Source organism: Moorena sp. (assembly GCF_982860115.1).
In genome coordinates this window covers 1-4,447 of sequence record NZ_CEYLVT010000374.1, presented here as the reverse complement: position 1 = coordinate 4,447, position 4,447 = coordinate 1, and the positions used below count along the sequence as shown (strand labels likewise).

The 4,447-nt window shown below is 39.6% G+C and carries 5 protein-coding genes; 3 read left to right on the top strand and 2 right to left on the bottom strand.

Annotation, left to right across the window (positions count from 1 at the left end; genetic code table 11):
- Positions 1–282: 282 nt before the first annotated feature.
- Positions 283–915 carry a signal peptidase I gene (gene lepB / locus AC4II3_RS31520; protein WP_488016579.1) on the top strand — a complete coding sequence of 211 codons (633 nt, stop codon included), beginning with the start codon at positions 283–285 and terminating at the stop codon, positions 913–915.
- A 1,056-nt stretch (positions 916–1,971) separates the two neighbouring features.
- Complete coding sequence (locus AC4II3_RS31515; RefSeq protein ID WP_488016581.1) at positions 1,972–2,775, top strand: PEP-CTERM sorting domain-containing protein; 804 nt, start codon at positions 1,972–1,974, stop codon at positions 2,773–2,775.
- A gap of 56 nt (positions 2,776–2,831) precedes the next feature.
- On the opposite strand, the gene AC4II3_RS31510 is transcribed toward AC4II3_RS31515, so the two are convergent.
- Both AC4II3_RS31510 and AC4II3_RS31505 read right to left on the bottom strand, forming a co-directional pair.
- Positions 2,832–3,026, bottom strand: coding sequence for a hypothetical protein (locus AC4II3_RS31510; RefSeq protein WP_488016583.1), 195 nt, complete (start codon positions 3,024–3,026; stop codon positions 2,832–2,834).
- Positions 3,026–3,652, bottom strand: a complete 627-nt coding sequence (locus tag AC4II3_RS31505; protein ID WP_488016585.1) for a condensation domain-containing protein — start codon at positions 3,650–3,652, stop codon at positions 3,026–3,028. The genes AC4II3_RS31510 and AC4II3_RS31505 overlap by 1 nt, the downstream gene beginning before the upstream one ends.
- A 500-nt stretch (positions 3,653–4,152) precedes the next feature.
- Between AC4II3_RS31505 and AC4II3_RS31500 the strand changes: the two genes are divergently transcribed.
- On the top strand, positions 4,153–4,386 hold the full coding sequence (locus tag AC4II3_RS31500; protein WP_488016587.1) for a hypothetical protein: 234 nt from the start codon (positions 4,153–4,155) through the stop codon (positions 4,384–4,386).
- Positions 4,387–4,447 lie beyond the last annotated feature (61 nt).

Below are 4,447 nucleotides of genomic sequence, written 5' to 3'. Positions count from 1 at the left end.
TTTAAAGCACGTAGGTGGCGGTTAGCTCTTAATTTGTTTTCCCTACTACTTTCATCATAGACGATCTCAAAACGATGAAAGATCCTGTCCGCGATTCATCCCACACTCATGCGCAGCATGAGTGTGGGATGAATCGCGGAGGAAGCTAAACTAACGCAAATTCACAAAAGGGCAATCAAGCATGTTATCCTGGCTGAGTTGCCAAACTAGGTAAGATGTTTAGGGCAAGGGCGAGGTCATAATACCCAGTATTGTCAATTTAAATGTCAATTTAAATCTTGTATGGATGCACAGAAAAAGAAATTAGCAGCACCGAGTGAATCTTCTGAATCTGTTCAGGAGCAGCAAGCAGATGCTCAGAGTCAACAACCGGATAAGGGTGGTACGCCATTCTGGAAGCAAGTACAGGAAAATTTCCAAATTATTGCGATCGCACTAGCCTTAGCTCTATTGATTCGACTATTTGTGGCAGAACCTCGCTACATTCCCTCGGATTCCATGTACCCGACTTTGGGAGTAGGCGATCGCTTAGTAGTCGAAAAAATCTCTTACCGTTTCCATACCCCAAAAGCCGGTGACATTATTGTGTTTGAAATACCGCCACAATTACAAATTTTGGGTTACTCAAAAGACCAAGCTTTCATCAAGCGGGTGATTGGCACATCCGGTGATACGGTTCAAGTCAAAGATGGCAAAGTTTATCGCAACGGTACTCCTCTAGAGGAGGACTACATTGCCCAACCTCCCAGTTATCAGATGGGGCTGGTGCAGGTGCCAGAAAATTACTTGTTTGTGATGGGAGACAACCGCAACAATAGCAACGATTCCCATGTTTGGGGTTTTCTAGGTAAAGACAAAGTCATTGGTCGTGCCTGTTTCCGTTTTTGGCCACTTAGTGAACTTGGTTCGATCTGAACTATAACAGGAGTTTTAAATTGGGTGAGGTACGTAAGTATTCAGCCGTCAGCTGTCAGCTGACAGCTGACGGCAGTAATTACAATTACCCATTACCCATTACTAATATTATTAAGGTTGTGTAAACTTAAGCCCTCTACGGATTTCGGAAATTACTATAAGTTTAACTAATCAATTTTCAGACTTAGGCCGGATGCGAATTGCATGCTCGACCTATCTAATTTCCTTCAAGTAATCATGCTTGCTGTTAAACCTAATTTTCTCAAGCCTTGAGATCACAAGGCTAACTTTAATCGACATCAGGCTTTATTTCATAATTATCGGTAGCGACTAGATCGCGTCCGCGCTTCTCAAATGATTGAAACACAAATCATTTGTAGGGGCGCTTTGCTTTTGCCTGCAAGATGTGCGCCTAATTATGTGGGTCGGTAGCAAGTGCAAAACCCTTAGGAAAAACTGGTAAATAAACGCCTTTATTTAGATTTATTGGGTAAGTCCTTAGTTATCAAATTCAACCCCAAACAAGTCTAAAGTTTATTGATTAACTTAATTATTTTAACATCAGTATAGTTTAGTAAATTAGTAAATTAGTAAATTATTTTTTACTAGTAATTAATTAATATAAATAAAACTTATATATTACAAGATGATGATTTTGTGAATCATAACAATTCATCCTTTTGTCGAGATAAAAGTCTAGTTAAATGTAATGAATATAAACCTGTGTAAAAGGTAATTGATTTTATCTTTTTTAGGTTTACCGATCCTAAGCATATGCGCTACCTCACAGGCTAGAAGCCTGTGCCACGTACGCTACGCGAATAGCTATCAGCCATTGGCAAAATGCCAAGGGTTAAATGCTTATTGCCGATATTACTTTCGAGTATCTAATTGATATCAATTCCAATAGCATCAGTATTGTCTAAAACAAGAGAAATCAAGGACAAATATCAAAAAAACAGACTATCTATAAAACCAATAAACAAAACGAAATTGATATCAATTATAAACTTATATTCACTATCTAAATCTAAATACTTGCAGCATTAAACTATCATGAAAACATTACCAATAGCTATGGCTGGGGCAGTAGTTTTTAGCCTATTAACAATGGGAACAGCCCAGGCGTCATCCTTCCTCTCTACTGGAATTGGACAAGTTGGAAAGATTGATACCTCAACCGGAACATTTACACCATTGAACAAGAACGGTATCACCTTTTTTGATATAGCTTTATCGAATAGTGGTGATCTATTTGGTGTCACTGGTGGCACTACCGGGGCTTTGTATAGTATTGATAAAAACACAGGTTCATCTTCTAAAATTGGTAACCTTGGTGTGTTTCTAAATGCTTTAGATTTTTCTAATGAAAATGTCCTTTACGGCGCTGGAGATGATAGTTTTTATACTATTGATCCCTCTAGTGGAGCTGCATCATTAGTAGCCAAAATTCCTAACTTCATCAGCAGTGGTGACATAGCATTTGATGCTGTAAATAATCAATTTTTTGCCACATCACTTTCTGTTGACGGCAGGTCTGACACCTTGTTTTCTATCGCTCTAGACGGTACAGCTACTGAGATTGGTAGTATCGGCTTTAGCGATATATATGGCTTGCTCTTTGAAAATGGAACGTTGTTCGGTTACACAGGTGATCAACAACAGATCACCATTGATCCAACCACAGGAGCAGGTAGTTTTAGTAAGAATGTCGTCGGGGGTGTCGGTATGCTCTTTGGAGCAGCAGCTATTCCTAGCACTACGGTTCCTAGCACTACGGTTCCTGAACCCATGTCGGTGCTAAGTCTGCTAGCAGTAGGAGCCTTTGGTGCCGGTGTGCTCTCTAAGCAAAAACCGTAATAGTAACGCTATAGTTAAACGCTATAGTTAACTGTTGAGGATTCACGGTAACTAACCTACACTCTCTCCAGTACTAAGCGAGTGACGAGGAGCTGGTCTTTACGGGATAACGTTGGGGGACGACCTGGAGCAGGGCGAGATGGGTGTTGTGTTCTCAGAGCACAAACCATTGCTTGAAAAGTTTTTGGGGTAATTCCGAAGCGCCGTTTGAACTGTTGAGCTGAGAGATTTTGAGCAGATGCGTAATTCATCAGCCGAAGGATGTCAAGGGAATAAATTTATTATTATAGCATGAAATGTATTTTGCAAGAGGTCTATTGATCTTACCCCTGAAGCCTTTTGTTGATGGGGGAAATAACTCATCCATAGATGGAAGCGCCGGCAACCTGGACACTGGAACGAGCGGTTCGCCAGAGGCAACTTTCGAGCAGTAGCTCAAGAGTTCTGAATATAACTGGATACTTGATAAAGCGTCCGCGATGGCGTGGTGTATTGTGATAATCAGATGGCTAGCACTATTTTCACCAAGCTCCTGTTCTTGCACAAGTACAGCTCGCAACAGGACTTCACTACTCTCAATTTGGGTGTTTAGTTCTTCGAGAACTGTTTCTTGCCATTGTCCCTCATACTGCTTATCCAGAACTCGCAAAGGAATTTTTTTTGCTCCAGTTTCAAAACGAAGATTATCCAAATCACCGACGATTCGAGAATTGAGTCGAGCATGATGGTCTTGAATAAGATCGAGTGCCTGTCTGACAATTTCTTCACTCAGAGGGCCGAAAATGCGCCCAATAACCACTACATTTGATGAGTTAGTAAGGCGATTTAATATTTCAGCTACTTGCTCTGCGGCACAGAGTTTTCTGTTATCAATCATGACTATTTACTCTTCTAAATCTGTTCCTTTATCATGGAGTATATTAGGTATGGGAGGATTCTCTTTTTTCTACACCTAACACACTCCCACACTCTTCATTAGTTCAAGGAATTTCCTACAAGCTAGAGCATACCATAGTTTATGGAAAATCTGTTTATTGAATCATTATTTATTGTTCCGTATCAAGACCAAAACTAAGGAGTATCAGGGATTTCTATTTATTAGTAAAAATTATTACCATGAGTCCGAAAAATAATAATATACAGCAGTTTTAGCGCGTTATAAGGTATATGTATTGACGGTTAAAAATTTAGAGTTTAGAAGTTATCTAGGGTATAACTACTACATGGTCAGGACTTACAGATTAGGAACGAGGGGCTTTCGAGATTGCTATCCTGATGGACTGCTCCGCAAACGCTGTCGCTTGATTCCGACAGAAATACCTTATTCTGCGTAAGTCCTGATGGTGATAAAATGGTTTAAAAAATACTCCAAATCTTATGTCATCATTACTAATTGCTCAATGGCAAGAAAAGTTACTGGTAACATTTACTATTCAAGCTGTTTACACAAGCATCAAACTTGGGTTGATAGATGGATTAAGTACTGTTGATAAAACTTGCCAAGAACTTGCTACAGAGTTAAAGGTTAATGAGAATGCTCTACTGCATCTTATACGTTTATTGACCGACAATGGTTTGGTTGACTCCGATTCCCTATTAGCCCAATTATAATGATACTTAATCGACATACTCTTCGATAAACTTCCTAAGTTCCTTCACCTTAAACTCCTTA

Coding starts and splice junctions, on each gene's coding strand:
- AC4II3_RS31505 (WP_488016585.1), bottom strand. CDS start 3,652: ATGATTGATAACAGAAAACTCTGTGCCGCAGAGCAAGTAGCTGAAATA.
- AC4II3_RS31510 (WP_488016583.1), bottom strand. CDS start 3,026: ATGAATTACGCATCTGCTCAAAATCTCTCAGCTCAACAGTTCAAACGG.
- lepB (WP_488016579.1), top strand. CDS start 283: ATGGATGCACAGAAAAAGAAATTAGCAGCACCGAGTGAATCTTCTGAA.
- AC4II3_RS31515 (WP_488016581.1), top strand. CDS start 1,972: ATGAAAACATTACCAATAGCTATGGCTGGGGCAGTAGTTTTTAGCCTA.
- AC4II3_RS31500 (WP_488016587.1), top strand. CDS start 4,153: ATGTCATCATTACTAATTGCTCAATGGCAAGAAAAGTTACTGGTAACA.